At 59.0% G+C, this 26,952-nt stretch carries 27 protein-coding genes and 1 pseudogene; 20 read left to right on the forward strand and 8 right to left on the reverse strand.

Going from position 1 to position 26,952, the window contains the following annotated elements; all coding sequences use genetic code 11:
- The first annotated feature begins 1 nt into the window (after position 1).
- From DLM_RS00425 to yacG, 4 genes and pseudogenes are all read left to right on the forward strand, one after another.
- Positions 2-870, forward strand: a pseudogene (locus DLM_RS00425) (prepilin peptidase).
- Entirely contained in the window at positions 860-1,471 is a 612-nt protein-coding gene (gene coaE / locus DLM_RS00430) for a dephospho-CoA kinase (protein ID WP_089083785.1), read from the forward strand. The pseudogene DLM_RS00425 and the gene coaE overlap by 11 nt, the downstream one beginning before the upstream one ends.
- A 39-nt stretch (positions 1,472-1,510) precedes the next feature.
- Positions 1,511-2,269, forward strand: a complete 759-nt coding sequence (gene zapD / locus DLM_RS00435) for a cell division protein ZapD (RefSeq protein WP_089083784.1) — start codon at positions 1,511-1,513, stop codon at positions 2,267-2,269.
- 5 nt (positions 2,270-2,274) lie between these two features.
- Positions 2,275-2,472 (forward strand): DNA gyrase inhibitor YacG, encoded by a 198-nt coding sequence (gene yacG / locus DLM_RS00440; protein ID WP_089083783.1) that lies wholly within the window; start codon positions 2,275-2,277, stop codon positions 2,470-2,472.
- A 55-nt stretch (positions 2,473-2,527) separates the two neighbouring features.
- On the opposite strand, the gene DLM_RS00445 is transcribed toward yacG, so the two are convergent.
- Positions 2,528-3,769, reverse strand: a complete 1,242-nt coding sequence (locus tag DLM_RS00445; RefSeq protein WP_089083782.1) for an N-acetylmuramoyl-L-alanine amidase — start codon at positions 3,767-3,769, stop codon at positions 2,528-2,530.
- Positions 3,727-4,215, reverse strand: a complete 489-nt coding sequence (gene tsaE / locus DLM_RS00450) for a tRNA (adenosine(37)-N6)-threonylcarbamoyltransferase complex ATPase subunit type 1 TsaE (RefSeq protein WP_089083827.1) — start codon at positions 4,213-4,215, stop codon at positions 3,727-3,729. Before tsaE ends, DLM_RS00445 begins: the two co-directional genes overlap by 43 nt.
- Before the next feature lie 6 nt (positions 4,216-4,221).
- Between tsaE and queG the strand changes: the two genes are divergently transcribed.
- Complete coding sequence (gene queG / locus DLM_RS00455; protein WP_089083781.1) at positions 4,222-5,310, forward strand: tRNA epoxyqueuosine(34) reductase QueG; 1,089 nt, start codon at positions 4,222-4,224, stop codon at positions 5,308-5,310.
- A 66-nt stretch (positions 5,311-5,376) separates the two neighbouring features.
- On the opposite strand, the gene DLM_RS00460 is transcribed toward queG, so the two are convergent.
- A complete protein-coding gene (locus DLM_RS00460) occupies positions 5,377-5,841 on the reverse strand; it encodes a GNAT family N-acetyltransferase (RefSeq protein ID WP_089083826.1) in 465 nt (154 codons plus the stop codon).
- A 2-nt stretch (positions 5,842-5,843) separates the two neighbouring features.
- Positions 5,844-6,263, reverse strand: a complete 420-nt coding sequence (locus DLM_RS00465) for a MaoC family dehydratase (protein ID WP_089083780.1) — start codon at positions 6,261-6,263, stop codon at positions 5,844-5,846.
- Between the two features lie 241 nt (positions 6,264-6,504).
- On the opposite strand from DLM_RS00465, the gene DLM_RS00470 reads away from it, so the two are divergent.
- From DLM_RS00470 to DLM_RS00505, 8 genes are all read left to right on the forward strand, one after another.
- A complete protein-coding gene (locus DLM_RS00470) occupies positions 6,505-7,254 on the forward strand; it encodes an electron transfer flavoprotein subunit beta/FixA family protein (RefSeq protein WP_119313177.1) in 750 nt (249 codons plus the stop codon).
- A 3-nt stretch (positions 7,255-7,257) separates the two neighbouring features.
- Entirely contained in the window at positions 7,258-8,190 is a 933-nt protein-coding gene (locus DLM_RS00475; protein WP_119313178.1) for an electron transfer flavoprotein subunit alpha/FixB family protein, read from the forward strand.
- A 215-nt stretch (positions 8,191-8,405) separates the two neighbouring features.
- Complete coding sequence (locus tag DLM_RS00480) at positions 8,406-10,187, forward strand: acyl-CoA dehydrogenase (protein WP_089083153.1); 1,782 nt, start codon at positions 8,406-8,408, stop codon at positions 10,185-10,187.
- Positions 10,188-10,431: 244 nt separating this feature from the next.
- Positions 10,432-11,562, forward strand: coding sequence for a glutamine-hydrolyzing carbamoyl-phosphate synthase small subunit (gene carA / locus DLM_RS00485; RefSeq protein WP_089083152.1), 1,131 nt, complete (start codon positions 10,432-10,434; stop codon positions 11,560-11,562).
- Between the two features lie 23 nt (positions 11,563-11,585).
- Positions 11,586-12,242: a leucine efflux protein LeuE gene (gene leuE / locus DLM_RS00490; protein ID WP_089083151.1), complete on the forward strand. Its 657-nt coding sequence runs from the start codon at positions 11,586-11,588 to the stop codon at positions 12,240-12,242.
- Between the two features lie 26 nt (positions 12,243-12,268).
- Positions 12,269-15,478 (forward strand): carbamoyl-phosphate synthase large subunit, encoded by a 3,210-nt coding sequence (gene carB, locus DLM_RS00495; RefSeq protein ID WP_089083150.1) that lies wholly within the window; start codon positions 12,269-12,271, stop codon positions 15,476-15,478.
- Positions 15,479-15,645: 167 nt separating this feature from the next.
- Entirely contained in the window at positions 15,646-16,122 is a 477-nt protein-coding gene (gene greA / locus DLM_RS00500) for a transcription elongation factor GreA (protein WP_045845402.1), read from the forward strand.
- Positions 16,123-16,179: 57 nt separating this feature from the next.
- Complete coding sequence (locus tag DLM_RS00505; RefSeq protein WP_045845401.1) at positions 16,180-16,608, forward strand: DUF4149 domain-containing protein; 429 nt, start codon at positions 16,180-16,182, stop codon at positions 16,606-16,608.
- A 97-nt stretch (positions 16,609-16,705) separates the two neighbouring features.
- Here the strand turns inward: DLM_RS00505 and DLM_RS00510 are convergent, their stop codons facing one another.
- Positions 16,706-17,038: a YhbY family RNA-binding protein gene (locus tag DLM_RS00510; RefSeq protein ID WP_089083149.1), complete on the reverse strand. Its 333-nt coding sequence runs from the start codon at positions 17,036-17,038 to the stop codon at positions 16,706-16,708.
- A gap of 119 nt (positions 17,039-17,157) precedes the next feature.
- Here DLM_RS00510 and DLM_RS00515 point away from each other — a divergent pair, with 119 nt between their 5' ends.
- The 4 genes from DLM_RS00515 (at position 17,158) to glmM (ending at position 22,179) form a co-directional block, all read left to right on the forward strand.
- Entirely contained in the window at positions 17,158-17,793 is a 636-nt protein-coding gene (locus tag DLM_RS00515; RefSeq protein ID WP_231960310.1) for an RlmE family RNA methyltransferase, read from the forward strand.
- Between the two features lie 80 nt (positions 17,794-17,873).
- Positions 17,874-19,784, forward strand: coding sequence for an ATP-dependent zinc metalloprotease FtsH (gene ftsH, locus DLM_RS00520; protein WP_089083147.1), 1,911 nt, complete (start codon positions 17,874-17,876; stop codon positions 19,782-19,784).
- A 68-nt stretch (positions 19,785-19,852) separates the two neighbouring features.
- Positions 19,853-20,695 carry a dihydropteroate synthase gene (gene folP, locus DLM_RS00525; protein WP_089083155.1) on the forward strand — a complete coding sequence of 281 codons (843 nt, stop codon included), beginning with the start codon at positions 19,853-19,855 and terminating at the stop codon, positions 20,693-20,695.
- Positions 20,696-20,844: 149 nt separating this feature from the next.
- Complete coding sequence (gene glmM, locus DLM_RS00530) at positions 20,845-22,179, forward strand: phosphoglucosamine mutase (protein ID WP_089083146.1); 1,335 nt, start codon at positions 20,845-20,847, stop codon at positions 22,177-22,179.
- Between the two features lie 66 nt (positions 22,180-22,245).
- Here the strand turns inward: glmM and alr are convergent, their stop codons facing one another.
- Positions 22,246-23,313 carry an alanine racemase gene (gene alr / locus DLM_RS00535; protein WP_089083145.1) on the reverse strand — a complete coding sequence of 356 codons (1,068 nt, stop codon included), beginning with the start codon at positions 23,311-23,313 and terminating at the stop codon, positions 22,246-22,248.
- A 116-nt stretch (positions 23,314-23,429) separates the two neighbouring features.
- Here alr and DLM_RS00540 point away from each other — a divergent pair, with 116 nt between their 5' ends.
- Positions 23,430-24,059: a DedA family protein gene (locus DLM_RS00540; RefSeq protein ID WP_089083144.1), complete on the forward strand. Its 630-nt coding sequence runs from the start codon at positions 23,430-23,432 to the stop codon at positions 24,057-24,059.
- Between the two features lie 60 nt (positions 24,060-24,119).
- Here the strand turns inward: DLM_RS00540 and DLM_RS00545 are convergent, their stop codons facing one another.
- Complete coding sequence (locus DLM_RS00545; RefSeq protein ID WP_089083143.1) at positions 24,120-24,446, reverse strand: FKBP-type peptidyl-prolyl cis-trans isomerase; 327 nt, start codon at positions 24,444-24,446, stop codon at positions 24,120-24,122.
- 159 nt (positions 24,447-24,605) lie between these two features.
- Between DLM_RS00545 and DLM_RS00550 the strand changes: the two genes are divergently transcribed.
- Together DLM_RS00550 and DLM_RS00555 are read left to right on the forward strand one after the other, a co-directional pair.
- Entirely contained in the window at positions 24,606-25,388 is a 783-nt protein-coding gene (locus DLM_RS00550) for a DUF2189 domain-containing protein (RefSeq protein ID WP_089083142.1), read from the forward strand.
- A gap of 10 nt (positions 25,389-25,398) precedes the next feature.
- Positions 25,399-26,352, forward strand: coding sequence for a D-2-hydroxyacid dehydrogenase (locus tag DLM_RS00555; RefSeq protein WP_089083141.1), 954 nt, complete (start codon positions 25,399-25,401; stop codon positions 26,350-26,352).
- Between the two features lie 70 nt (positions 26,353-26,422).
- Here DLM_RS00555 and DLM_RS00560 read toward each other — a convergent pair whose 3' ends face one another.
- Complete coding sequence (locus tag DLM_RS00560) at positions 26,423-26,902, reverse strand: DUF1841 family protein (RefSeq protein WP_197715478.1); 480 nt, start codon at positions 26,900-26,902, stop codon at positions 26,423-26,425.
- Positions 26,903-26,952 lie beyond the last annotated feature (50 nt).

Here is a 26,952-nt window from a genome sequence, read left to right on the forward strand (position 1 = left end):
CATGGTTGAGATGGCAAATCTGCTGGCAAGCAATGCTGGCTTGTTAATCGTAGTGGTTCTGTTATTCGGTTTGTTGATTGGCAGTTTCCTGAACGTGGTTATCCACCGCCTCCCCATCATGATGGAGCGTGCCTGGCAGCGGGAATGTGATGCTTATCTTGGGCGAGAGCCCGGCGTTAGGGAGCGCTACAATCTGCTGACGCCGGCATCGCATTGCCCGGGATGCAAGGCAGAAGTGCGGGCTTGGCAGAATATTCCCTTGCTGAGCTATGTTTTGCTGCGTGGCCGCTGCCAGCATTGCCAGACCGCCATCAGCCTGCGCTACCCTGCTGTGGAGATGCTGACTGGTTTGCTGTTTGGCATGCTGGCCTGGCGTTTCGGCTGGAGTGTGCAGCTGCTTGGCTATCTGGCGCTGACCGCGGTGCTGGTGGCGTTGGCTGTTATTGATGCCGACACCCAGTTGCTGCCGGATGACCTGACCTTGCCCCTGTTGTGGGGGGGCTGTTGTTCAATCTGTGGTCCGGTACGGTGGCGTTGCCGGACGCTGTGCTGGGCGCAATGGCCGGTTATCTCAGCCTGTGGCTGGTTTATTGGCTGTTCAAGCTGCTCACCGGTAAGGAAGGCATGGGCTATGGCGACTTCAAGTTGCTGGCCGCTTTTGGTGCCTGGCTGGGCTGGAGCATGCTGCCGCTGATTATCTTGCTGTCATCCTTGGTGGGTGCCGTCGTCGGCGTGGTGCTGATCTTGCTGGCACGGCTTGGCCGTGGCCAGCCACTGCCTTTTGGACCTTACCTGGCTGCGGCAGGCTGGATTGCGCTGTTGTGGGGCAAGGATATTGTCGCTTGGTACTTGGGTAGCTATGCCCATTGAAATTGTTGGTTTGACTGGTGGTATAGGCTCCGGTAAGACGGCAGCCGCCAATCACTTTGCGGCACTTGGTATACCGGTGGTGGATACTGATCTGATTGCCCATCAACTGACCGGGCCAGGCGGTGCCGCCATGCCGGCCATTGCTGCAAGCTTTGGTGCAGATCTTGTGTCTGCCAGTGGTGCGCTGGATCGGGCGCGCATGCGGGCGCTGGTGTTTGCCGATACATCCTGTCGGCGCAAGCTCGAAAGTGTGTTGCATCCGTTGATCCACGCCGAAAGCATGCGTCAACTGGCAGTAGCGCGCGGCCCTTATGCCATGTTGGTGGTGCCACTGCTGTTCGAGACGTCGGCTTATCTGACGCTGGTACGCCGTAGTTTGCTGGTGGATTGCCCTGAGGAAGTGCAGCTTGCTCGCGTTCAGGCCAGGAGTGGTTTGAGCGCAGATGCCGTGCGTGCCATCATGGCAGCGCAGATGACGCGCGCACAAAGGTTGGCGCTGGCGGATGATGTCATTGATAATGGCGGCACGCTTGCTGCATTGCAGCTTCAAGTCGAGGCCAAACACCAGTATTATCTTGCAAACCTTGCCCACGGCCAGTGACAAGGCCTTTTACAAGCCACCAAGAAGGGCAGACGTCTTGTGATCAGTTTCGAGTTTCCTGTCACCGAACGAACCCGTACGTTGCTGCGCCTGGAGCAGCTGTATGATCGGCTGGCCTATTTTCTGGGCAAAGACCATGCGCTGGATCATCATGCGGCCTTGCTGGTGTTGTTCGAGCTGCTGGAAACCGCGTCGCGCGCAGACCTGAAGGCTGATTTGCTGCAAGAACTGGAGCGTCAGAAGCAGGTGCTTGAAGCACTGCGTGAAAACCCGAATGTGGCTGAGGACAGTCTGGACAAGGTGCTGGACGAGATTGAAGTTTCCTCCAGCCAGTTGTTGGGTGTAACGGGAAAGTTTGGCCAGCACTTGCGCGAGAACGAATGGCTGATGGCAATCAAGCAGCGTGCCGGTATCCCCGGTGGGACTTGCCAGTTCGATCTGCCATCCTACTACCTGTGGCAGCAAAAGCCGGCGGAAGAACGTCGGCGTGACATGCGTCGCTGGGCGGCCCCGCTGATGCCGACTGCTGAAGCTGCCCGCATCCTGTTGCACCTGCTGCGCGATAGTGGCAAGACCCACCATTATGTTGCACGCAATGGTGCATTCCAGCAGATGTCCGGCGGCAAGGTGGTACAGATGATATGCATTGCTTACGATCCGGCGCTCAATGTCCTGCCCGAGCTTTCTGCCAATAAATATGCGATCAATGTTCGTTTTGTCAGTGCGGTTACCGGAGAAAGCCGGCCGCGCCAGACCGAGTCGGATGTTGAGTTTACCCTGACCAACTGCAAGTTCTGAGTGCCATGTCCCAAGCTGTCCGTACCGTTGCCTGCCCCACCTGTGGCACTGCCGTGAGGTGGGAGCCTGCCAGTCTGTATCGCCCTTTTTGCAGCGAACGCTGCAAGATGATTGATCTGGGCGAGTGGGCGAATGAAACCTACCGTGTGCCTGCTGTCGAGGAAAGCCCTGATAGCGAGGTCGACCCTGCCCGTTACCGCTGATCAAAATGTGAAAAAGCCCGCCTAAGCGGGCTTTTTCATGCCGAGCAGCTATGGTTCAGGCCCGAGCAGCCAGCGCGGCACCCTGGGTGAAGTAGGTTTTCACGCCACTCAGGATAGAACCCGCCATCTGTTGCTGGAAGTCGCTGTCCAGCAGGCGTTGCTCTTCTTCCGGATTGCTGATGAAGGCAGTTTCCACCAGGATGGATGGAATGTCTGGTGCCTTGAGTACCGCAAAACCGGCTTGTTCCACCTGGGCGCTGTGCAGCTTGTTCAGGCTACCTACCTTGCCCAGCATGATCTTGCCCAGTTTCAGGCTGTCATTGATGGTGGCGGTCTGGGTCAGGTCTAGCAGGGTATGCGCCAGGAATTTGTCCTTGCTGGCAATCTTCACTCCGCCAATCAGGTCCGAGCTGTTTTCCGATTGCGCCATAGTTTTGGCAAAAGCACTGGAAGCACCTTTCTCGGACAAGGCAAATACCGAAGAACCACGGGCGCTACGGTTGGGCGCAGCATCGGCATGGATGGAGATGAACAAGTCCGCATTCAGCTTGCGTGCCTTGGCTACCCGGACTCCCAGCGGGATGAAAATGTCTTCTTCCCGTGTCATGAAGGCCTTCATATTGCGCTCGGCATCAATCATGCGTTTCAACTGTTTGCCTATGCGTAACACGATGTCTTTCTCGCGGGTGCCATTCATGCCGATGGCGCCCGGGTCCTCACCGCCATGGCCTGGGTCCAGCATCACCACGATGGGGCGGTTGCTGTCGTTTTTCTTCGGCTTTACCTGTGGCGGCGGCTCGGTGAGCTTGCCCTTGTTGTAATCGTCGAGCAAAGCCATCAGCGGGTCATCTTGTGCGCCACTGGAGGGGTAGAGGTCGATCACCAGACGGTGTTTGTACTCCGCCACCGGATTGAGGGTGAAAGCCTGCGGTTTGACATCGGTTTTGAGTTCCAGCACCAGGCGGACGGTATCCGGACTGAATTGCCCGGCGCGGGCTGTCTTGATATACGGATCGGCATCAGCAATCTGGCTGCTGATATCCTTGAGCACGCTGTTGAGCTGCACGCCTTCCAGGTCAATCACCAGTCGATCGGGATTACTGATGGTGAACTGTCTGAACTTGATGGCATCACTGGCTTCCAGTGTGATGCGGGTATAGCTGGAGGCGGGCCAGATGCGGATGGCAACCACCTGACTGCTGCCGGCAAAGCCAAGTTTGCTGACACTGAGCAGGAAGGTGGCGGCCGCTGCGCCTAGCAGACGGCGGCGGGTGGGATCGAAAGTCGAGTCAGGCATGACTGTCCGGTTTCTGTTCTTGCAGTTAAACGATACGTGCGACCTGTGCCGCTGACTTCAAGTTCCAGTGTCAGATCGGGCGGCGGAAGCAATCCGCCAGCCTTGTCCGGCCATTCAACCAGACAAATGCTGTCCGCTCCAAAATAATCACGGAAACCGGCGTCATCCCATTCTTCCGGGTCGGCAAAACGATACAGGTCAAAATGGTGGACGGTGAAGTGAGCAAGCGGATAGCTTTCCACCAGGGTGTAGGTGGGGCTTTTCACCTTGCCATGATAGGCCAGTCCAGCCAGCAGGCCACGGGTAAATGTGGTTTTTCCTGCGCCCAGATCGCCCTGCAGAAACAGGACCACGCCCGCCTGCAGGGCGTCAGCCATGCTTGCGCCAAGCGCAAGGGTTGCCGATTCATCGGACAGGTTGCCACTGCGAACGCTGGTATCATCCATGACCATATGACTGAGAAATCCTATCAAAAACTGGATTATCCCGAATTGGCCGGGCAAATCAAAGCCTGGGCGCAAGATTTGGGTTTTGCCGCAGCCCGGATCAGCAAGGCCGCGCTGCCGCCACAGGCCGAGGCTCAGTTGCAAGCCTGGCTGGACGAGGGCTGTCATGGCCAGATGGATTACATGGCCCGGCATGGCAGCCTGCGGGTCAAACCGGCGGACCTGGTACCCGGCACCCTGTCCATTGTCAGCGTGCGTCTGCCTTACTGGCCGGCGCAGGCGCAGGCCAGCGAAGAGGTGCTGGCGGATGGCCGCCTTGCCTATCTGTCACGCTATGCCTTGGGACGGGATTATCACAAGGTGTTGCGCGCACGCTTGCAGAAGCTGGCGGACAAGGTGGCCGAGCACATCGGTCCGTTTGGCTACCGCGTGTTTACCGATAGTGCGCCGGTGGCCGAAGTGGCGCTGGCTGCGCAGTCCGGGCTGGGCTGGCGCGGCAAGCACACCTTGCTGTTAAACCGCGAACAAGGTTCGCTGTTTTTCCTGGGAGAGTTGTTTACTGATCTGCCCTTGCCTGCCGATCCTGCAGAAGAAGGTCATTGCGGCCGTTGCACCCGTTGTATCGATATCTGTCCGACCCAGGCCATCACTGCGCCGTATAAGGTGGATGCGCGGCGCTGCATCTCCTATCTCACCATCGAGTTGAAAACGGCCATACCGCCTGAGTTTCGTTCCATGATTGGCAACCGTGTCTATGGTTGTGATGATTGTCAGTTGACCTGTCCGTGGAACCGCTTTGCCGTCAATACGGTGGAGCCGGATTTTGCTGTGCGTCACGGTCTGGATCAGGTCAGCCTGCTGGAGTTGTTTGGCTGGAGCGAGGCCATGTTCAAGGAAAAGCTGGCCGGCAGCCCGATATACCGTATCGGCTATGCCAAATGGCTCTCCAATCTGGCCGTGGGTTTGGGTAATGCGCCGTATGATCCGCAGATCGTGCTTGCGTTGCAGCAGCGGCTGGATTACCCGGATGAACTGGTGGCCGAGCCAGTGCGCTGGGCCTTGCAGCAGCAGCGCTTGCGGCAACTGGATGAATAGAAAAAGGGAGCGTTGTGCTCCCTTTGGTGTGGGCTGTTGTGCCAGGTTTGTTTCCGCGCAAGCGCTTCAGTTCAGTGGTTTGGTGAAATGAAAGGACGTGATGCTGAAACCTTTGCGGAAGTACAGACGGTGGGCTTCCGTGCGCCAGGTGCCGGAATCGAGCACCTGGAAACCGCATCCCAGCCGACGGGCTTCTGTTGCACACCAGTCCAGCAACAGGCTGCCGATGCCGCGTGAGCGATGTGCTTCGTCACTGACCAGGTCGTCAATATAAAGCCGCAGGTCCTCGTAGGTATTTTCATATACCCGGTACAGTGCCAGCCCCAGCGGGGTGCCATCGGTATCCAGCGCCACCACCATGCGGGCACCAAAAGCACAGACACGTTGCATTTTTGCCGCATAACTGTGGCCATGCTCTGGCAGCATGGGCCGCAACTGGCGATGCAAAGCGCTACAGCGCGCCAGCAGCTCCGGTTCGGTGACCTTGCCTGCTTCGTCAGTCAAGGGCTGGATGCGTAGCGTGGCGGCCATGGTCATGCGGGGCGGGACGGGGCAATGACCAGCGATTCGCCATCCAGAATCACCTTGCCTTGCACCAGGCATTGGGTGGCCAGCTTGACGCGCTTTTTCTCGGGGAAAATTTCCACCACGGTGGCGCGGGCGGTGACAGTCTGGCCAATGCGTACCGGTGCCTTGAAGCGGGTGGATTGCGACAGGTAGATGGTGCCGTTGCCGGGCAACTTGGTGCCCACCACGGTGGAGATCAGGCTGGCGGTCAGCATGCCGTGGGCAATGCGGGTCTGGAACGGGGTGGTCTCGGCGTATTCCTGGTTGATATGTACCGGGTTGTCATCACCGGAGACGGCTGCAAACATCAGGATATCGGCTTCGGTAATGGTTTTGGCGTACTCGGCTGAATCGCCGACCTTGATGTCTTCAAAGTAGACTGTCATGCATGTTTCTCCGGCTATGACGTTGAAATTGCTGCACTGCATTGTGCCATGCAGCAGACGAAATGCAAATTAAGCGGAAATGACGTAGTATCTGCAATCAGTTGTTTTTTTGCTACGTGCCACACATGAAAATTCAACCAAACGCTCGTTTGAAATGGCGTTGGGGCATAATCGGGAAACACCACGGTAGCAAGTCCCTTTCCGAGTTCGATTAACCCAGAGAGCTATTCGCTGGAGGAATATGAAAGTTCTAGTCGCTGTTAAACGCGTTGTCGATTACAACGTGAAGGTCCGCGTGAAGGCTGACGGGTCCGATGTCGATGTGGCCAACGTCAAGATGTCGATGAACCCCTTTGACGAAATTGCCGTTGAAGAGGCCGTGCGTTTGAAAGAAGCCGGCAAGGCCAGCGAAATCGTAGTCGTGTCCATGGGTGTCAAGCAGTGCGAGGAAACCCTGCGCACCGCCCTGGCCATGGGTGCCGACCGCGCCATCCTGGTGGAAACCGAAACCGAACTGCAGCCCCTGGCCGTGGCCAAGCTGCTCAAGGCGGTTGCTGACAAGGAACAACCGCAACTGCTGATCGTTGGCAAGCAAGCCATTGACGATGATGCCAACCAGACCGGCCAGATGGCTGCTGCCTTGCTGGGCTGGGCACAAGGCACTTTCGCCTCCAAGGTGGATGTCGCTGCCGAAACCGTGGACGTGATCCGCGAAATCGACGGTGGCCTGGAAACCGTCAAGCTGCGTCTGCCGGCCGTGGTGACCGCCGACCTGCGCCTGAACGAGCCGCGCTTCATCAAGCTGCCCAACATCATGGCCGCCAAGAAGAAGCCGCTGGACAAGACCAGCCCGGCCGATCTGGGAGTGGATGTCACGCCGCGCCTGAAAACGCTGAAAGTGGCCGAACCGGCCAAGCGCTCTGCCGGCATCAAGGTAGCCAACGCTGCCGAGCTGGTAGCCAAACTGAAAAACGACGCAAAGGTGCTGTAAGCCATGGCCATTCTCGTTATCGCTGAACACGACAACCAGAGCCTGAAAGCAGGCACCCTGAATACCGTAACTGCCGCTGCCAAGCTGGGCGAAGTACACGTACTGGTGGCCGGTCACAACGCCGCTGCCGCTGCCGATGCGGCCAAGAGCGTGGCCGGTGTGGCCAAGGTACTGCTGGCTGATGCCGCCCAGTACGCGCACGGCCTGGCCGAATCGCTGTCTGCCCTGGTGGTGGAAGTGGCCAAGGGCTACAGCCATGTACTGGCTCCGGCCAGCTCCTTTGGCAAGAACCTGCTGCCGCGCGTGGCTGCCTTGCTGGATGTGGCACAGATTTCCGAAATCACCGCCATCGAATCCGCTGACACCTTCGTGCGCCCGGTGTATGCCGGCAACGTGCTGGCCACCGTACAGTCGGCAGATGCCATCAAGGTGATCACCGTACGTACCACTGCGTTTGACGCAGCAGCTCAGGGCGGCAGTGCCGCCGTGGAAAGCGTTGCCGTGGCTGCTGATCCGCAACTGTCCAGCTTTGTCGGCCAGGAGCTGACCAAGTCTGACCGTCCGGAACTGGGCGCTGCCAAGATCATCGTATCCGGTGGTCGTGCGCTGGGCTCGGAAGAGCAGTTCAAGTCCGTGATCGAGCCGCTGGCTGACAAGCTGGGTGCTGCCGTGGGTGCTTCCCGCGCTGCGGTTGACGCCGGCTACGCACCGAACGACTACCAGGTTGGCCAGACCGGCAAGGTGGTTGCGCCGCAACTGTACTTCGCCGTGGGCATTTCCGGTGCCATCCAGCATCTGGCCGGCATGAAGGACTCCAAGGTGATCGTAGCGATCAACAAGGACGAAGAAGCGCCGATCTTCCAGGTAGCCGATTACGGCATCGTCGGTGACCTGTTCACCGTGGTGCCGGAACTGCTGGCCGAGCTGTCCAAGTAATGGTGTGCGGGGAGGGGACACCCTCCCCATCCGAGCAGGCAAGATAGCCGCCGGATCAAAACAAAAAACAACCGGCAACGACCGGTCTGCTTCGTGGAGGAGCCAGCTTTCCCGTTACCAGGTGACGGGAGGGCGTGCTCATGCATCAGGTAGACGGCGTGCCGGTTTTTTCATATCTACGACGATTGTTGTGCAGCAAGAATGAGGAGAGATTCATGATCTATAACGCGCCAGTCAAGGAAATCCGTTTTGTACTGAATGAATTGGCCGAACTGACCTCGGTGTGCAGCCTGCCGGGTTATGAAGACTGCTCGGTAGAACTGGTGGATGCCATTCTGGAAGAAGCCGCCAAGTTTGCCGAAGGCGTGTTGGCACCCATCAACAAGCAGGGTGACAAGGGTGCCACGCTGAAGGACGGCGAAGTGACCGCCGCTCCCGGTTTCAAGGACGCCTGGCAGCAATATGTGGAGTCGGGCTGGGTGGGCCTGCGTGCTCCGGCTGATTTTGGCGGGCAGGGCATGCCGGCCCTGGTGGCCATTGCCGCCGAAGAAATGTGGTGCTCCTCCAATCTGGCCTTCTCGCTGGCCCCGCTGCTGACGCTGGGCGCGGTAGAGGCCATTCACCACCATGCCTCGGAAGAACTCAAGGCAGTTTACCTGCCGCGCATGTCCAGTGGCGAATGGACCGGCACCATGAACCTGACCGAGCCGCAAGCCGGTTCTGACCTGGCCCAGGTGCGCTCCCGTGCCGTACCGCAGGAGGATGGCAGCTATCTGGTGACCGGCCAGAAGATTTTCATCACCTGGGGTGAGCACGACATGGCCGACAACATCGTCCATCTGGTGCTGGCCCGCCTGCCGGATGCACCGGCCGGGGTGAAGGGTATTTCCCTGTTCATCGTGCCCAAGTACCTGGTCAATGCCGATGGCAGCCTGGGTGCGCGTAACGATGTGCGTTGCGTCTCGCTGGAACACAAGCTGGGCATTCATGGCAGCCCGACAGCGGTGATGAGCTTTGGCGATAACGGTGGTGCGGCCGGCTACCTGGTGGGCGAGGCCAACAAGGGTCTGGGCTATATGTTCACCATGATGAACCACGCCCGTCTCGGGGTGGGGGTGGAAGGCATGTCGGTATCCGAGCGCGCTTACCAGAAGGCGGTCGAGTATGCGCGTGACCGCGTGCAAAGCCGCGCCATCGGCTCGCCCGACCCGGCTGGTGTGGCCATCATCAAGCACCCGGATATCCGTCGCATGCTGATGACCATGCGCAGCCAGATCGAAGCCCAGCGTGCCTTGGCCTTCTACACCGCTGCGGCACTGGACCGCGCCTCGCGCCACCCGGTGGCCAGCGAAGCTGCGCGCAATCAGGCGCTGGTGAACTTCCTCATCCCCATCGTCAAGGGCTGGAATACCGAGCAGGCCAACGAGCTGACCAGCCTGGCGGTGCAAGTGCATGGCGGCATGGGCTTCATCGAAGAAACCGGTGTGGCACAGTACTACCGCGATGCCCGCATCACCGCCATTTATGAAGGCACCACTGGCATTCAGGCGCTGGACCTGATTGGCCGCAAAACCTTCAGCGAGGGCGGCGCCACGGCCCGTGCGCTGCTGGAAGAAGCACGAGCGACTGCCGACAAGCTGGCGGCTGCCGGTTATGCCAGCATGGCGCACAATCTGCAGCAGGCTGCTGCCGAGGCTGAGCGCTGCGTTGCCTTCATCCTGGGCAGCTTTGGCACGCAGCCGCAGCTGGCGGCCGCCGGTTCGGTACCTTTCCTCAAGCTGATGGGCATTGTGCTGGGTGGCTGGCAGCTGGGCCGCGCCGCGCTGATCGCACGCGAAAAGCTGGGTGAAGATGGTGTGGACGAAGATTTCCTCAAGGCCAAGATCACCACCGCCCGCTTCTTTGCCGAGCACCTGCTGCCGCAGGTTGGCGGCCTGGCTGCAGCCATTGTGGATGGGGCTGACAGCGTGCTGGAGCTGGACGATACCCTGTTTTGATCTTGCGTTTTATGGTGCTGAACAGCCACCTGCGGGTGGCTGTTTCTTTATGTAAAAGTATTGGAAACAAGGCAGGACAAATCAGGAAGTGATGCAAAAACAGGTGCTTGTGACTTGTTTCAACTGGCCGAAAGCGGTATGATGGTAAGGTTTAACCAAACGGGACAGGCGCAAAACGTCGTGTCCCGTTATTCACATAAAAATCCGCAAAAACATACAAGCGAAACGCAACAGGAGCTAGTCAGTGTCAACCGTACCAGCGATCCTCGTCTTGGCTGACGGTACCCTCTTCAAGGGCAGTGCCATCGGAGCCACCGGCCATACGGTCGGCGAAGTGGTATTCAATACCGCCATGACCGGGTATCAGGAAATCCTCACCGATCCCTCCTACACCAAACAAATCGTCACCCTGACTTATCCCCACATCGGTAATGTCGGCGCGAATTCGGAAGATACCGAATCCCGCGCCGTTTTCGCATCCGGTCTGATCATTCGTGATCTGCCGCTGCTGCACAGCAACTTCCGCGCGGAAGATTCGCTGTCCGACTACCTGGCCAAGAACAATGTCGTGGCCATTGCCGATATCGACACCCGTCGCCTCACCCGCATTCTGCGCGAAAAGGGCGCACAGGCCGGCTGCATCATGGCCGGTGCCGATCTGGACGAAGCCCGCGCACTGGAACTGGCACGCGGTTTCGGTTCCATGGCCGGTCAGGATCTGGCCAAAGTAGTCAGCTGCACCGCGTCCTACCAGTGGAAGCTGGGCGAATGGAAACTGGGCAGCGGCTACAGCGAACAGGCCCAAACCCCGTTCCATGTGGTGGCTTACGACTTCGGCGTGAAGCACAACATCCTGCGCATGCTGGCCGAACGTGGCTGCAAGCTGACCGTGGTGCCGGCCCAGACCCCGGCCAAGGACGTGCTGGCACTGCAGCCGGATGGTGTGTTCCTGTCCAACGGCCCTGGCGATCCGGAACCGTGTGACTACGCCATCACTGCCATCCGCGAAATCCTGGAAACCCGTCTGCCGGTATTCGGCATCTGTCTGGGTCACCAGTTGCTGGGCCTGGCCACCGGTGCCAAGACCAGCAAGATGAAGTTCGGCCACCACGGTGCCAACCACCCGGTGCAGGATCTGGACAGCGGCCGCGTGATGATCACCAGCCAGAACCACGGCTTCCAGGTGGACGAATCCACCCTGCCGGCCAATGTGCGCGTGACCCATCGCAGCCTGTTCGACCAGACCGTGCAGGGTATTGCGCTGACCGACCGCCCGGCCTTCTCCTTCCAGGGTCACCCGGAAGCGAGCCCCGGCCCGGAAGATGTGGCCTATCTGTTTGACCGCTTCATCACGGCGATGAGCCAGGCGAAGTAAACGGACCAGAACGGAGAACAAGCATGCTGGGCATTACCGATATCACCACCTACCTGATCGGCACCATCATCATCGTGCTGCTGCCAGGCCCTAACTCCATGTATGTGCTGTCGGTGGCGGCACAACGCGGCATCCGTCGCGGCTTTGTGGGTGCCTGCGGGGTATTTACCGGTGATGCCATCCTGATGACGCTGGCCGCCACAGGGGCGGCAGGGGTGCTCAAGGCCAATCCGGCCCTGTTTGCCGTGGTCAAGTACGCCGGTGGTGCTTACCTGACCTGGCTGGGGCTGCAGATGCTGCGTGGTGCCTGGCGTGCCTGGCGCAATGCTTCCCACGGGGAAGCCGCTGCGTCGGAAGCCCGCCGCGAAGTGGACGCCAGCCGTCCCTTCGTCAAGGCACTGGTCATCAGCCTGATGAACCCCAAGGCCATCTTGTTCTTCGTGTCCTTCTTCGTGCAATTCGTCGACCCGGCCTATCCGCACCCGGTGCTGACCTTTCTTGTGCTGGGCACGCTGCTGCAGTTGTGCAGTGCCCTGTATCTGGCCACCATCATCGTGTCCGGCGCAAGACTGGCCGAAGCCTTCCGCCGCCGCCGCAAACTGTCCTCTGCCATGTCTGGCGGAGTGGGCGCGCTGTTTCTGGGCTTCGGGGCCAAACTGGCGGCAGCCAGCCTGAACTGAACAATTGAAATTGACTGAGCGATAACATGCCGAAACGTACCGACCTCAAGAGTATTCTCATCATCGGCGCTGGCCCCATTGTGATTGGCCAGGCCTGCGAGTTTGACTACTCCGGCGCCCAGGCCTGCAAGGCCCTGCGTGAAGAAGGTTACAAAGTCATCCTGGTGAACTCCAATCCGGCCACCATCATGACTGACCCGAACATGGCCGATGTCACCTACATCGAACCCATCACCTGGCCGGTTCTGGAAAAAATCATTGCCAAGGAACGCCCGGACGCCATCTTGCCCACCATGGGCGGTCAGACCGCACTGAACTGTGCGCTGGACCTGGCCAAGCACGGCGTGCTGGAAAAGTACAATGTCGAGCTGATCGGTGCCACCGAAGACGCCATCGACAAGGCGGAAGACCGTGGCCGCTTCAAGGAAGCCATGGCCAAGATCGGCCTGTCCTGCCCGTTGTCCTTCGTCTGCCACACCATGGAAGAGTCGCTGGAAGCGCAATCCAAGGTGGGCTTCCCCACGCTGATCCGTCCGTCCTTCACCATGGGCGGCTCCGGTGGCGGCATCGCCTACAACAAGGAAGAATTCCTGGCGATCTGCGAGCGCGGTTTTGAAGCGTCCCCCACCCATGAACTGCTGATCGAGCAGTCCGTACTCGGCTGGAAAGAGTACGAAATGGAAGTGGTACGCGACAAGAAAGACAACTGCATCATCATCTGCTCCATCGAGAACTTCGACCCGATGGGCGTACACACCGGTGACTCCATCACCGTGGCCCCGGCACAGACCCTCACCGACAAGGAATACCAGATCATGCGTAATGCATCGATCGCGGTACTCCGTGAAATCGGCGTGGACACCGGCGGTTCCAACGTGCAGTTCGCCACCAACCCGGTGAACGGTGAAATGATCGTGATCGAGATGAACCCGCGTGTATCGCGTTCCTCGGCACTGGCCTCCAAGGCCACCGGTTTCCCGATTGCCAAGGTCGCTGCCAAGCTGGCCGTGGGTTACACCCTGGACGAGCTGAAGAACGACATCACCGGCGGTGCCACCCCGGCTTCGTTCGAACCGTCCATCGACTACGTGGTCACCAAGATTCCGCGTTTCGCCTTCGAAAAATTCCCGCAGGCCGATAACCGTCTGACCACCCAGATGAAGTCGGTGGGCGAAGTGATGGCCATGGGCCGCACCCTGCAGGAATCCATGCACAAGGCGCTGCGTGGCCTGGAAACCGGCCTGTCCGGCTTCAACCCGGTCACCACCAACGAAGAAACCATCCGTCACGAAGTCAGCACCCCGGGACCGGAACGTATCCTGTACGTGGCCGATGCCTTCCGCGTGGGCATGAGCCGTGACGACGTGTTTGCGCTGAGCAAGATCGACCCGTGGTTCCTGGCCCAGATCGAAGACATCGTGGGCGAAGAAAAAGCCCTGGCCGGCCGCAAGGTGGAAGAACTGGGCTTTGACGAACTGCGTCGCCTGAAGCGCAAGGGCTTCTCCGACCGTCGTCTGGGCGAGCTGCTGAATACCGACCAGGCTGCCGTGCGTGCCAAGCGCTGGGCGCTGGGCCTGCATCCGGTGTACAAGCGAGTGGATACCTGCGCGGCCGAGTTCGCCACCTCCACCGCCTACATGTACTCCAGCTACGAAGAAGAGTGCGAAGCCAAGCCCACCGACCGCAAGAAGGTGATGGTGCTGGGTGGCGGCCCCAACCGTATCGGTCAGGGTATCGAATTCGACTACTGCTGCGTGCATGCTGCGCTGGCGCTGCGCGAATCCGGCTTCGAGACCATCATGGTCAACTGCAACCCGGAAACCGTATCGACCGACTACGACACGTCCGACCGTCTGTACTTCGAACCGCTGACGCTGGAAGACGTGCTGGAAATCTGCCGCATCGAAAAACCGTTCGGCGTGATCGTACAGTACGGCGGCCAGACCCCGCTGAAACTGGCACGTGCACTGGAAGCCAATGGCGTGTCCATCATCGGCACCTCGCCGGACATGATCGACGCTGCCGAAGACCGCGAGCGCTTCCAGAAGCTGCTGAACGAACTGGGCCTGAAACAGCCGCCGAACCGCACCGCCCGCACTCCGGCCGACGCGATGAAGCTGGCCGAGGAAATCGGCTATCCGCTGGTGGTGCGTCCGTCCTACGTACTGGGCGGCCGCGCGATGGAAATCGTGCACGAACCGGCCGATCTGGAACGCTATATGCGCGAAGCGGTGAAGGTGTCCAACGACAGCCCGGTGCTGCTGGACCGCTTCCTGAACGACGCCATCGAAGTGGACGTGGATTGCATCTCCGACGGCAAGGACGTGGTCATCGGCGGCATTATGCAGCATATCGAACAGGCTGGTGTCCACTCCGGTGACTCCGCTTGCTCGCTGCCGCCGTACAGCCTCTTCCCGGCCGTACAGGACGAAATCCGTCGCCAGACCGAAGCCATGGCGCGTGCGCTGAACGTGGTCGGCCTGATGAACGTGCAGTTTGCTATCCCGGGCGACACCATCTTCGTGCTGGAAGTAAACCCGCGTGCCTCGCGTACCGTACCGTTTGTGTCCAAGGTAACTGGCGCTCCACTGGCCAAGATTGCCGCCCGTGCCATGGCCGGCATCAGTCTGGCCGAGCAGGGCTTCACCAAGGAAGTGATTCCGCCGTACTACGCCGTGAAGGAAGCCGTATTCCCCTTCATCAAGTTCCCGGGCGTAGACACCATCCTCGGACCGGAAATGAAGTCCACCGGCGAAGTGATGGGCGTGGGCAAGAGCTTTGCCGAAGCCTTCGTCAAGAGCCAGTTGGCCGCCGGCGACAAGCTGCCGCGCACCGGCAAGGTGTTCCTGTCGGTACGTCAGTCCGACAAGAACGGCGCGGTTGACGTAGCACGCGAACTGCAACGCCTGGGCTTTGGCGTCTGCGCAACGCGCGGTACCGCCAAGACCCTGGCCGAAGCCGGCATCGTGGTACAGGTGGTCAACAAGGTGAACGAAGGCCGTCCGCACATCGTCGACATGATCAAGAACGGCGAAATCGACGTGCTGGTCAATACCGTGGACGAAAAACGTCAGGCCATCCAGGACAGCCACTCCATCCGCCGCAGCGCCCTGCAGGCGCGCATTCCGCAGTACACCACCCTGGCCGGTGCCAAGGCAGTGTGCGTGGGCATGGCCCATGTGGAAGAGTTTGATGTCTACAGCGTTCAGGAACTGCACGCCTCCATCAAGCCTTGATGTGGTGGACTGTCGGAATATGACGGCAAGTTGTGCGTTGAAGCTTTGAACCGCGGACGATTTGCCGTTACAATCCAGACATTGAACTGCAACAGCCAAGCCGCCGTCTCGTACGGCGGCTTGTGTTTTTGATGACGGCGGGGGTACCGCCTCAGGAGAGCACCCGAATGAACAAAGTCCCGTTGACGCTGCGTGGCGCCGAACTTCTCAAAGAAGAACTGCAACGCCTGAAGAGCGTGGAGCGCCCGGCGGTGATCGAAGCGATTGCCGAGGCACGGTCGCATGGCGATCTGTCCGAAAATGCAGAATACGATGCTGCCAAAGAGCGCCAAGGCTTCGTTGAAGGCCGTATTGCCGAACTGGAAGGCAAGATTTCCAATGCCATGATCATCAACCCGGCCGAGCTGGACGCGGATGGCCGCGTGGTGTTTGGTGCCACCGTCGAGCTGATGGATCTGGAAACCGAAGACCAGGTGACCTACCAGATCGTGGGCGACGATGAAGCCGACATCAAGCTGTGCAAGGTGTCGGTCAATTCGCCGATTGCCCGTGCGCTGATCGGCAAGGAAAGCGGCGACGTGGCCGAAGTGGTGGCCCCGGGCGGCATTCGCGAATACGAAGTGCTGGACGTCAAATACATCTAAGCAGACAAACCAAACGCGCGCTTTCGCGCGTTTTTGCTGTGGAGTCAGGGAGCGCGCATGGACGGATTGCGAGCAATAGCCAGAACCTTCTGGATCGGTGGCCTGTGGGTGATCGGCATCATCGTCGCCCCGGTCTTGTTCCGCTCACTGGACACGGTAACGGCCGGCATGGTTGCCGGCAAACTGTTTGCCGCCATTGCCTGGGTGGGCTTGGTGTGCGGTGTATTCCTGCTGGTGGATGCGGTATGGCGCAATGGCGTGCGTGGCATGAAGGAAGCCAGCTTCTGGCTGATTGTCGGCATGCTGCTGTGTACCGTGATCAACCATTTTGCCGTCACCCCCATCATCGCGGCGCTCAAATTACAGATGAACCACGCGGCAGAAGGCCTGTTTGGCGGCGGTTTCGCTACCTGGCATGCCATTTCCAGCCTGATCTATCTGGTACAGAGCCTGATGGGGCTGGCCTACATCCTGCGGCGCGATTGAGTGTGCGGTGCATGCACGCTGGTGGCCACAAGCCCGCTTAGGGCAAAATAAAAGCGGTGGCAAGCCACCGCTTTTGCTATACCGCCCAAGGGCAGTATCAGGATTGGGAGGCGATCTTCAGCGCCTTCTTGTTCTTGGGCAGGACAATGCGCTGCTTGTCGCTGGGGCGCCACAGCACCAGCAATTTGCCGATATGCTGTACCGGTGCCGCGCCCAGCTCATCGCAAATCTGCTCGTACAGAGCAATGCGTGCAGCACGGTCATCACCCTGCACGCGGATCTTGATCAGCTCGTGTGCATCCAGGCTGATGGCGATTTCGCGCAGTACGGAGTCGCTCAGGCCGTTGTTGCCGATCATCACGACCGGGCTGAGAGTCTGAGCCAGGCCCTTGAGGTGCTGGCGCTGGAATGGTTGCAGTTCGATTTTCATTGGACAGGCTTGGTTTCAAAGCAAAACGGGATTCTACTAGAGTTTGGCGCATAGCCCAAACTCTGGTCACAAACAGACTGAAAAACAACAGGATAGCCTGCATGGCTGTGCTGTGTGGAATGGGCAGGAAGCAACTCATGGCAAGAAGTACCAGCAGCAATACCTGGCTGCGCGAACATGTTAACGATCAGTATGTGCAGATGGCCAAGAAAGATGGCTACCGGGCGCGGGCAGCGTACAAGCTGCTGGAAATCAACGAAAAAGACAAACTGATCCGTCCGGGGACGGTGCTGGCCGACCTGGGTAGCGCCCCCGGTAGCTGGTCGCAAGTGGCGGCGCGTATCGTCGGCCCGCAAGGCAAGGTGTTTGCGCTGGATATCTTGCCGATGAATCCGATTGCCGACGTTGATTTCATTCAGGGTGACTTTCGCGAGGACGAAGTGCTGGCCGAGTTTGTCGATCTGCTGGATGGTCGTGCACTAGACCTTGTAATTTCCGACATGGCACCCAATATTTCCGGAATGAGTGCCATGGATCAGGCCAGAAGTTTTCTGCTGTGTGAACTGGCGCTCGAATTTGCCCGTGATCACCTGAAACCCGGGGGCTGTTTTCTCGTCAAAGTGTTTCAGGGCAGTGATTTCCAGCCCTATCTGCAGTCAATGCGGGATCTGTTTGACGAGGTAGTTACCCGCAAACCCAAGGCCTCGCGTGATCGCTCCAGCGAAATTTACCTGCTGGGCAAGGGCCGACGCTGACATACGCCCCCCCGGGGTTTACAATTCATACCAATGAAATACGCAACCGCAAAGTCAGGGCACAGAGGAGTCCGCTACTCGTGAACAATATCGGCAAAAACATCGCCATCTGGGTGATCATCGGTCTGGTACTGATGACTGTATTCAATCAGTTCAACAAACGCCAGGATGCCCAGAACCAGATCGAGTACTCGCAATTCATCAGCGATGTCGAATCCGGCAAGGTGCAGTCCCTGAGCATTGAGGGCCATCCGCTGCGTGGCCAGTGGCTGAAGGGCAAGCGTACCGATGGTTCGGCTTTTGCCACCTATGCGCCCTATGATCCGCAACTGGTCGAAGACCTGATCAAGAACAACGTCCGCTTCTCCGCCAAGCCGGAAGAAGAACCGTCCATGCTGATGAGCATCTTCATCAGCTGGTTCCCGATGCTGTTGCTCATTGGCGTGTGGGTATTCTTCATGCGCCAGATGCAGGGCGGCGGCAAGGGCGGGGCTTTCTCCTTTGGCAAGAGCAAGGCGCGCATGCTGGACCAGGACACCAATACCGTGACCTTTGCCGACGTGGCCGGCTGCGATGAAGCCAAGGAAGAGGTAAAGGAAATTGTCGACTACCTGCGCGACCCTTCCCGCTACCAGAGCCTGGGTGGCCGCATTCCGCGCGGCATCCTGCTGTGCGGTTCGCCGGGTACCGGTAAAACCTTGCTGGCCAAGGCGATTGCTGGTGAAGCCAAGGTACCGTTCTTCAGTATCTCTGGTTCTGACTTTGTCGAAATGTTTGTCGGCGTGGGTGCTGCCCGTGTTCGCGACATGTTCGAACAAGCCAAAAAGAACTCGCCTTGCATCATCTTCATCGACGAAATCGATGCGGTAGGTCGCCAGCGTGGTGCCGGTCTGGGTGGTGGCAATGACGAACGTGAACAGACGCTGAACCAGTTGCTGGTGGAAATGGATGGTTTTGAAACCAATACCACTGTCATCGTGATTGCCGCAACCAACCGTCCTGACGTACTGGACCCTGCCTTGCAGCGTCCGGGCCGTTTCGACCGCCAAGTGGTGGTGCCGCTGCCGGATATCCGTGGCCGCGAGCAGATTCTGTCTGTTCACATGCGTAAGGTACCGATTGCTGCCGACGTGGAAGCTTCCATCATCGCGCGCGGCACGCCGGGGTTCTCCGGTGCCGATCTGGCCAACCTGGTGAACGAAGCCGCACTGTTTGCCGCCCGCCGCAGCAAGCGACTGGTCGACATGGTGGACTTCGAATCCGCCAAGGACAAGATCATGATGGGCGCAGAGCGTCGCAGCATGGTGATGACTGAAGAAGAGAAGCGCAATACCGCGTACCACGAATCCGGCCATGCGGTGGTGGCCAAGCTGCTGCCCAAGTCCGATCCGGTACACAAGGTCACCATTATCCCGCGTGGTCGTGCGCTGGGCGTGACCATGCAGCTGCCTGAGCAGGATCGCTTTGCTTACGACCGTGGCTATTTGCTGGACCGTCTGGCCATCTTGTTTGGCGGTCGTATCGCCGAAGAGTTGTTCATGAACCAGATGACTACCGGCGCTTCCAATGACTTCGAGCGTGCCACCCAGATGGCGCGCGATATGGTCACCCGCTACGGCATGTCCGACAAGCTCGGTCCGATGGTGTATGGCGACAACGAGGGCGAGGTATTCCTCGGCCGCTCTGTCACCACGCACAAGAACATGTCCGAAGCCACCATGCAGCAAGTGGATATGGAAATCCGCCGCATCATCGACGAGCAGTACGGGCTGGCCCGCCGCCTGCTGGAAGAAAATCGCGACAAAGTGGAAGCCATGACCGCTGCCCTGTTGGAGTGGGAAACCATCGATGCCGAGCAGATCAACGACATCATGGATGGCAAGCCGCCACGTCCGCCCAAACCGGGCAGCGGCTTCCCGGTCAAGCCGGAGGAAAAGCCGGCAGAGTCCACGCCGGCAGCATCGACATCCACACCGGCTCAAGAACTCTAAGCGCTGGTTTTTGCAGGGTGGTAGCGCAGGCTGCCACCCTGTTTTGCTTTTATCTGGCAGAATTCTTCATGCAATTGCTTCAATGCGGGCGCTTCCAGCTCGATCTCTCCCGTCCCATGGTCATGGGCATACTCAATGTCACCCCCGATTCGTTTTCCGATGGCGGTCGTTTCAATACGCTTGATAGCGCCCTGCAGCGTGCAGAGGCCATGCTGGCCGATGGTGCTGGCATTCTGGACATCGGTGGCGAATCCACCCGTCCCGGTGCGCCTGCTGTCAGTGTGCAAGAAGAAATGGACCGGGTGTTGCCGGTACTGGAAAAACTCAAGGATATCGGCGCTGTGCTGTCGCTGGATACCCGTCGTACCGCGGTCATGCAGGCAGCGCTGCAACTGGGTGCCGTCGACCTGATCAATGATGTCTCCGCCCTGGAGGATGAAGGTGCCGTTGATGCCGTAGCATGTTCTCGCGTCGCACTGTGCTTGATGCACAAGCAAGGCAACCCGGACACCATGCAGCAGGCTCCTGTGTATCAGGATGTGGTGGAGGAGGTCGGCCAATATCTGCAGCGTCGGGTGCAGTTGTGCCTCGATGCGGGCATTGCCGCTGAGCGCTTGCTGATCGACCCCGGCTTCGGCTTTGGCAAGACGCTTGAACATAATCTGCAGTTGCTGGCAGGTTTGCGCCGTATCCAAGCCATCAATGACTTGCCGCTGCTGGTGGGTTTGTCGCGTAAGTCCATGTTGGGTGCCATCACCGGTGAAGCTGTACCGGCAGAGCGCTTGGGTGCCAGTGTGGCGGTGGCCCTGCTCTCCTTGCAGCAAGGCGCCAGGATAATCAGAGTGCATGACGTCAAGGCCAGCAGGCAGGCACTGCAAGTATGGGATGCGATGCAACCCTACGCCGCTTGAAACCATCGCGGGAATATCATGCATAAGCAAGCGGCCTGCTTGCCCTGCGGATATGGCAGGCAGGTACAATAGCGCAAATTCCGCTGGGGTTTTTGTTGCAGCTACCCGCTGCTGGCCAGGTGCTTGAGCAGCAAGACTAGGATGATGAAATGAGTCGCAAATATTTTGGTACGGACGGAGTACGTGGGGAAGTCGGTCAGTTTCCCATCACCCCTGATTTTGTTCTCAAGTTGGGCCATGCAGCCGGACGGGTGCTGGTGGATCACGATAAGGACCATCGCCCTACGGTATTGGTTGGCAAGGACACCCGTATTTCCGGTTATATGCTGGAAGCCGCCCTCCAGGCCGGTTTCACTGCCGCTGGTGTCAATGTGCTGCTGACCGGACCGCTGCCGACCCCCGGCATTGCCTATCTGACACGGGCGCTGCGCTTGGAAGCCGGCGTGGTGATTTCTGCATCACACAATCCTTATCAGGATAATGGCATCAAGTTTTTTGCCGAGGGTGGCAAGAAGTTGGATGACTCGCTGGAGCTGGAAATCGAGGCCATGCTGGAGCAGCCGATGACGACCAACAGCTCGGCTGAATTGGGCCGTGCCCGTCGTATTTCCGGTGCCGCCGAACGCTATATCGAATTCTGCAAGAGCACCTTCCCGGGTGAGCGCGACCTCAAGCAACTGAAGCTGGTGGTGGACTGTGCCAACGGGGCCACCTACCACATTGCACCCAAGGTATTCCATGAGCTGGGTGCCGAGTTGGTGGTGATCGGCGGTGAGCCCAATGGCTACAACATCAATGACAAGGTGGGGGCGACTTATCCCAAGACCTTGCAGGTGGCGGTGCTGGAACACCATGCCGACTACGGCATCTCGCTGGATGGCGATGGCGACCGTCTGATCATGGTGGACAAGCATGGCAAGGTGTATGACGGCGACCAACTGATCTACGTGATTGCCAAAGCACGGGCGGCGCGCGGCGAGTTGAAGGGGGGCGTGGTGGGCACCGTCATGACCAATATGGCGATGGAGCTGGCGCTCAACAAGCTGGGTGTAGCGTTCGGCCGTGCCAAGGTGGGCGACCGCTATGTGCTGGAAATGCTGCATGCCAAGGGTTGGCAGGTGGGCGGCGAGGCGTCGGGCCACATCCTGTGCCTGGACAAGCACACCACCGGCGATGGCATCATCTCCAGCTTGCAGGTGCTGGCCAGCCTGGCCGAACTGGGCATCAGCCTGGAACAGGCCTGCAGCGACTGGACGCCGTTCCCGCAAACCATGATCAATGTGCGCCACAATGGCTGCGACTGGAAAGCGGCCTCTGCCGAGGCGCTGGCCGCCGCAGAAGCTGCGCTGGCCGGCGTAGGGCGTGTGGTGCTGCGTCCCTCCGGTACCGAGCCGGTGGTGCGGGTGATGGTGGAAGCCAGCGACCGTACACTGTCCGAGAAGTGGGCCAGAGAGATTGCTGCCACCATTGAGCGCGTGGCCTGATTCAGTCCTGGCGCAAGAAAAAGCCGCTGAAACCAGCGGCTTTTTTGATTGGTGCAAGCGACCGGCTCAGATCAAACGGCGTGGCACGCGCGGGGCAATGGCGCACATCAGCTCGTAGCCAATGGTACCGGCTGCGGCAGCCACTTCTTCGATGGCCACGTTCGGCCCCCACAGCTCCACCCGGCTACCGATGGTGGCTGCTGGAATGTGAGTCAAGTTCACCACCAGCATGTCCATGGAAACCCGGCCCACGGTGCCGCTGCGCTGGCCTGCCACCATCACCGGGGTGCCGTTGGCCGCAATGCGCGGATAACCGTCGGCATAGCCACAGGCGACAATACCGATGCGCATGGGCTTGCCGGCCTGGAAGTTCAAGCCGTACCCCACGGTATCACCCGCTTGCAGATGCTGGATCGCAATGATGTCGGCGCTCAGCGTCATGGTGGTTTGCAATCCCAGCCCGGCTGCATGGCAGTCGGCAAACGGCGAGCAGCCGTAGAGGGTAATGCCCGGGCGTACCACCGTACCGTGGGTATGCGGATGGCGGAACACGGCGGCAGAGTTGGCCGCGCTGATCGCCAGGCCACTGGCTTGCGCCACCGGGGCGAAGCGCTGCCATTGCGCGCTAACCCCGCGGGCATCATCGGCGGTGGCAAAGTGAGTCATGATGGTGCTCAGCCGCGCCTGAGGCAGGGCGTGCAACTGCTGGATCACCGCTGCGGCCTGCTCGGGATGGAAACCCAGCCGGTTCATGCCGCTGTTGATCTTGAGCCACACCTCGACAGCGCGGGGCAGGGAACCTTCCTGCAGCCAGGCAATCTGCTCAGAGGAATGAATGGCACCGGCAATGTTGTATTCCGCCATGGCTTGCACTTCAGCCCGGTCGAATGGGCCTTCCAGCAGGGTAATTGGCTGCTGGATGCCCGCCTGGCGCAGTGCAACGGCATCTTCGATATTCAGTAGGGCAAATCCGTCGGCAATATCGGCCAGTGCTGCGGCACAGCCAAGGGCTCCATGGCCATAGGCATCGGCCTTGATCACGGCGAGTGCGGGACGTCCGGCTTGTTGACGGGATTGCAGATAGTTATGGCGCAGGGCGGAATGATTGATTTCCACCCGTATAGGGCGTGTCATGTCAAGAAAGGATAAGGTCGAGGTGTGCTATTATAAGCGCCCGATCATGCACTCGGACAATCAGCCCGTGGCCAAATCTTGTGACAGGACAAGACTGTGCCGGTCGGCGGAGCACTATGGACATACTGCAGATACTTCTCGATTTTTTTACCGGTTACGGTTATGTGGCAGTCTTCACCGTATTGCTGGTATGTGGTTTTGGTGTGCCGATTCCGGAAGACATCACGCTGGTGGCCGGCGGCATCATTTCCGGCCTTGGCTATGCTGATGTGGACATCATGTTTCTGGTGGGCATGGCAGGCGTGCTGGCTGGCGACGGCATCATGTTTGCTGCCGGACGCTTTTATGGCCACAAGGTGCAGCGCTTTCGTCCGATTGCCCGCATTCTGACGCCAGAGCGTTTTGAGGCGGTACAGGAAAAGTTTGAAAAATACGGCACCTGGGTGTTGTTTGTCGCCCGCTTCCTGCCCGGCTTGCGCTCTCCCATTTTCATTACCGCCGGCATGACCCGCCGTGTTCCTTACTGGCGCTTCCTGCTGATGGATGGCTTTGCCGCTCTCATTTCGGTTCCGGTCTGGGTTTATCTTGGCCATTACGGAGCCACCCAGCGCGAATGGCTGATGCACATGGTACATCGCGGCCAGGTGGGCATTCTTTCTGCGGTGGGCGTACTGCTGGCCGTGCTGGCTATTTTGTACCTGCGCAAGCGCAAAAAGTGTTGTGCGGATTCCGGCCTGAAAAAATGAGCCTAAGGTCCAAATGAAAAAGCCACTCGCATGAGTGGCTTTTTTCATGGTGCTGGCTGCTTAACCTACTTGCAGCAGTTCCACTTCAAATACCAGGGTGGCATTGGGCGGAATCACGCCACCGGCACCACGTGCGCCATAACCGAGTTCGGCAGGAATAGTCAGCTTGCGCTTGCCACCCACCTTCATGCCTACCACGCCCTGATCCCAGCCCTTGATCACATGGCCGGCACCCAGCGGAAAGCTGAAGGGCTGGAAGCGATCCTTGCTGGAGTCGAACTTGCTGCCATTGGTCAGCCAGCCGGTGTAGTGCACGGTGACTTCCTGACCGGCAACGGCCTCTGCGCCTTCGCCCACGGTCAGATCTTCAATGATCAATTCGCTCATCCTGTGTTCCTTGTATCTGGTTCAAGCAAGGCGACATTGTAGCAGCAGCCAGTAGCGCGCGGTGTACGGATAGTTTTTCCTTATTTGTATTTTACAATCAATGACATATAAAGAATTAACTGTCTGGTTTACCCACCCACCACCAGAAGGGGATTCGTCATGGACATTACCCACGGCACGTCCCGGGAGCACCCGGTTGTTCATCATGTTGAAGTTTCCCAAACCATGGTCTGGCTGCTGCAGGGCATGAAAGACCTGCGCCGCGCCCCAGCCGATGCCATGTTCTATGGCGCTGTCTTTGTGCTGATGGGCTATCTGCTGATTGCCTACTTCGACAGCGCACCGCAGTTTGTGCTTACCTTGTCCACCTTGTTTCTGCTGGCCGGACCGTTTCTGGCTATCGGTCTGTATGATCTGGCGCGCCAGCATGAAAATGTGTTTGCTCAGCAGCGAATCAGCCTGTGGCATAGCATGACCGCGTGGCGGGTGAACCTGCCCGGCTTTACCCTGTACGCAGCCTTGCTGGCGCTGATGGTGTTTGGCTGGTTTCGCGTTTCCCTGCTGATGTTTGCGCTGTTTTTTGATACCGCTGCGCTGCCGTCATTGGACAGCCTGCTGGTCAATGCACTGCTTCCGGAAAACATCACCTTTTTGCTGGCCTATTTTGGTGTTGGCTTCCTGTTTGCCGTGGCGGTGTTCGCGCTCAGCGTGGTGGCCATTCCGATGATGCTGGACCGGGATGTGGACACCGTTACCGCCATGATCAACAGCGTGCAGGCGGTATACAAGAATCTGCTGACGATGGCGGTATGGGCCGCTATGATTGTGGCTCTTACTGCAGTGGGTTTTGCCACTTATTTCATTGGCCTCATCGTCATCATACCCGTGCTCGGGCTGGCCAGTTGGCATGCCTACCGCGCCATGATTTCTTACGAAAGCTGACGCCAGACCGATGAGCCAACCTTCCATCGTATTCCTCGACCGGGACAGCCTGCCTGTCCCGCTTCCTGCTTTTCCCTTTGCCCATGCCTATCGCGAAATTTCCGCCACCACGCCGGAGCAGATTGTCCAGCATGTGGGCAATGCCGACATCGTGATCACCAACAAGGTGCCGTTCAGCCGGGAAACCCTGCGGCAACTGCCCGGGGTGAAGATGCTGGCGGTGGCGGCCACCGGCTATAACCATATCGACATTGCCACCTGCCGCGAGCAAGGCATTGCGGTGGCGAACATCCGCCATTACGGGGATGAAACCGTGGCTGAACATGCGTTTACCCTGATGCTGGCACTGGTGAAGAATCTGCCGGCCTATCAGCGCGATGTCGCTGCCGGGGTATGGGAGCAGGCCAAGCAGTTCTGCCATTTTGGCGCGCCCATTCGCGACCTCAAGGGTGCCACGCTGGGTATTCTGGGCGCTGGCGGCATTGGCCAGGCGCTGGCCGAGCGTGCTCGCGCCTTTGGCATGCGGGTGCAGTTTGGTGAGCGCAAGGGCGTCGCCACCGTGCGCGATGGCTATGTCAGCTTTGATCAGCTACTGGCCAGTTCGGATGTACTGTCCTTGCATTGCCCGCTGAACGAAGAAACCCGCAACATGATTGCCCAACCCGAATTGATGGCCATGAAGCCCGGTGCCATCCTGATCAACACCGCGCGTGGTGGACTGGTGGATGAAGAAGCGCTGGTGGCGGCGCTCAAATTCGGCCAATTGGGCGGTGCCGGTTTTGATGTGCTGAGCACCGAACCGCCGACGGCTGGCAATCCGCTGCTCAAGGCTCGCTTGCCGCACCTGATCGTCACACCGCATATCGGTTGGGCCAGCCAGCAGGCCATGCAGCGCCTGGCACAGCAAGTGGTGGACAATATTGCAGCTTTTGTCGCCGGCCAGGAGGCAAACCGCCTGGTGTGAGCGCTTGGTGATGCCGACATGCAAAAAGCAGGCTCGTGGGCCTGCTTTTTTGTTTCCAGCCTGCAGATGCTCAGTCCGGGATATCGTTGGGATTGATGCGCGGCGTTTCCTCTTCGCCCATGCCCAGTTTGCCGCGCACACAGGAAATGTAGCGGTTCACGTCCGGGCCGCCGCCATAGCGCTGCGCATACCAGATCATCTCTCCCAGGCATTCCATCATCTCGTGCTGTGCGCGATGCTCGTTGCCATGACGCAGGGCCAGTTGGGCGTAGAGTGAACGAATGCCAAAAGGCTGGTCGATGGAGCGCTGTTCCTCAATGGCTACGTGCAAGCCCAGATGCAGGAAAGGATTGGTTTCTCCCATTTCCGGCGTCCATTCCTGTTCCAGGTATTTTTCTGGATGATTCAGGATGGAGTGGTACTCAGGGTGGTCTATAAGAATGGAAAGCACAATCTTTTCCAGATCGGTCAGCACGCTGCCGTTCTGGTGTTTTTTCCAGGTGTCGAAGAAGAAGCCGCGCGCATCCTGGCGGCTGGGTGAAAACAACATGCGCAATACCTGAGTACGTTTCTCGGATAAGTCCGGATTATACGGAAGGG

The sequence above is a fragment of the Aquitalea magnusonii genome (assembly GCF_002217795.2).
GTDB lineage: Bacteria > Pseudomonadota > Gammaproteobacteria > Burkholderiales > Chromobacteriaceae > Aquitalea > Aquitalea magnusonii_B.